Here is a 2,427-nt window from a genome sequence, read left to right as displayed (position 1 = left end):
CCGCGGCAAGGGCGTCGTCGCCTTCCACGCGGCGCTCAGCGCGCACGCCGACTGGCCCGAGTACGAGGTCATGATCGGGGGGGCGTGGCGTCGGGGGGCGAAGCACTCGCCCTACCACCGCTTCCGGGTCGACCTGAAGGCGCCGGATCATCCGATCCTGGAGGGGCTCCCCGCCTCGTTCGTCACGCACGACGAGCTGAACCAGGGCCTGGCCATGCAGCCGGGGATCACGGTGCTCGCCACGGCGTACGACGACCCGGAGAACCGCGGGCCGGGCCCGCAGGGAGTCCGCGGGTCGGGCAAGGACGAGCCGGTGATGTGGACGCTCCCGTACCGCGAGGGCAGGGTCTTCACCACGACCCTGGGACATGACCTGCGCTCGGTCTGCACCCCCGGGTTCGTGGCCACGTTCCGGCGCGGGGTCGAGTGGGCCGCGACCGGGCAGGTTACGATCGCGCCGCCCTCAGGGCTTCGGGACGAGGATTGAGCCCGTCCCGTTCCACGAGCCGATCGCTGCGCATCGCCGATTCGCCCACCCGGGCGGCGGAGCGGAGGCCGGCATGCTCCTCCGGATCGCCGCGATCGGCCGGCCCCGTCGACGCGCCCGGGCATGATCGCTTTGCACGTCTCGCGATCCCGGCCGCCCTCGGCCCGAGTCCCCGGGTCGTCGGCCTCCGGCGTGCCGAACGCCGGGCCGGGCGTGTGATCCAGGGGACGTCCCGGTTCGAGCGACCGCGCCGGTGGATGAGGCACCGCCGTTTTCCTCCCGGACCCGGAGCGTCCGCACCTTCCGAGAGGGAAGCTCACGAGCCGCTCGAGCGCGTGGCTGGCGCGGCTCTCGCCACGATGCGGCCGAGCGGTCCACCAGCTGAGAGCGCCGAGATGCCGGAGGCGGAATAAACGGGAGCGGCGAGCGAACCCCCTTGCGCGTCATCCCGAATGAAGATCAACCCCCGGAGGGCCGTTCATGGCGGCGATCGAGAGTCACGAAGCTCGGGCCTCGACCCAGGTCGACTGGCGGAGGCTCCACGCCCTGGGGCTCCCCTCGGGGAGCATCCGGGCCCTGCTGGCGATCCTGATCTTCGCGACCACGTGGACGCTCCTGATCCTGAGGCCCTCGCGGGAGGTCCCGGATTACCTGCGCGACCTCCTGTTCGTCATCATGGGGCACTACTTCGCCAGCCGTCGACGGGTCGAGGGCGGGGACGGGCCCGACCCGGGCCCCCCGCCGCTCTTCCTGCCCCGGGGCAGCGTCCGGCTCATCCTCGTCGCGGGCTGCCTGGCGGTGGCCGTCGTGCTGCTCCGGCGCGGCGACCTGGCCGAGCTGGATAGGAATCCCGGCGCGGTCACGCTGCTGATGGTGGCCGGGTTCCTGCTCGGCGTGGCCTTCAACGCCGCCCTCGGCTGGTGGCGGGAGCGCGGCCACCGGCCGCACCGGTCGTTCGAGGACGCTCGGGCCCTGGTCTCGTTGGCCGCGGCCGTCGCCCTCGTGGGCCTCGTCGGCAACCGGCTCCATCCCGTGGTCCCGCCGGACCAGGTCGACGCGTGGTTCGCGAGCCTGGTGCGGCTCGGCCCGCTCGGCCCGGAGAACCTCCTGGCGGCGGTGGTCGGGTTCTACTTCGGGTCGAGGTCTTGACGTCGAGCCCGCGTGCCGACGGCCCCCCGGAGCTCCGATCGCGCGGATCTCCGGCGGCCAGGTTCGCCTCGTCGTCGAGGGTTTCGGCGATCCGACCGTCGGCCCAGCCGTCGCCCAAGGCTGCTCCGCCATCGGGACGAACGCACACGGTCGCGTCCGACCCGGACGACGATCGGGGCAGGCGCACTCGGCCGCCATCCTCACATGGCGGCCGGACTCGTTTGAAGGGGGCAGGTCAGGACGGCCCAGGCCATGTCATAGGCGGTCGCGTCCGTATCCCAGACGCCAGCGAGGGTAGAGCGGATGGTATCGGGGCGGGTCATGCGGCCCCCTCAACAGGTTCTCGACCATCTGCTTCGTGCCTCCATCGCCATCCATGTTGTAAAGGCCCCGGAGAAACAGCACCGTCAGCCCGGCGGCCTCTCCAAAGTAGAAATCGCATTCTTTGAAGCGCCACTTGACGGTCGACATCGCGCCGCCGCGATACACGATCTCGCACTTGGTGAAGGCGCAGATTTCATAATTTGCATTGTCAAGCATGACACATTGGCCTTCGATGGCTTGCTTTTCGGTGATGGGGTTGATTTCGGGGGTGGTCATGGCGTCTTTCTTTCCGTGGTTGCGTTTCAGTGCCCGACGAAGTCGGTTTGTATTTCTTCCAGCTTGAATGCTAGTGGGCCGCCAGTTTTAATTTGCCGGCAGGTTTGAGATCGGTTCTCCTGGGGTGACACCGCTACAGGAGGGTCCGATGAAGGTCTACAAGGTCACGCTCGAAGCCGAGGAACGCCAGC

3 protein-coding genes are annotated in these 2,427 nt (G+C 69.4%); 2 read left to right on the top strand and 1 reads right to left on the bottom strand.

Annotated elements, in window-relative coordinates; all coding sequences use genetic code 11:
* Both G6O68_RS31580 and G6O68_RS31575 read left to right on the top strand, forming a co-directional pair.
* Positions 1 to 487: ThuA domain-containing protein (locus G6O68_RS31580; RefSeq protein WP_165253695.1), on the top strand; the 487-nt coding region annotated here is incomplete at its 5' end.
* Positions 488 to 967: 480 nt separating this feature from the next.
* A complete protein-coding gene (locus G6O68_RS31575; protein ID WP_165253693.1) occupies positions 968 to 1,636 on the top strand; it encodes a hypothetical protein in 669 nt (222 codons plus the stop codon).
* A 255-nt stretch (positions 1,637 to 1,891) separates the two neighbouring features.
* On the opposite strand, the gene G6O68_RS31570 is transcribed toward G6O68_RS31575, so the two are convergent.
* Complete coding sequence (locus G6O68_RS31570; RefSeq protein WP_165253691.1) at positions 1,892 to 2,236, bottom strand: hypothetical protein; 345 nt, start codon at positions 2,234 to 2,236, stop codon at positions 1,892 to 1,894.
* Positions 2,237 to 2,427 lie beyond the last annotated feature (191 nt).

Source organism: Paludisphaera soli (genome assembly GCF_011064595.1).
GTDB lineage: Bacteria > Planctomycetota > Planctomycetia > Isosphaerales > Isosphaeraceae > Paludisphaera > Paludisphaera soli.
Note: the sequence above shows the minus strand (reverse complement) of the source record. Positions and strands in the feature narration are given on the sequence as shown.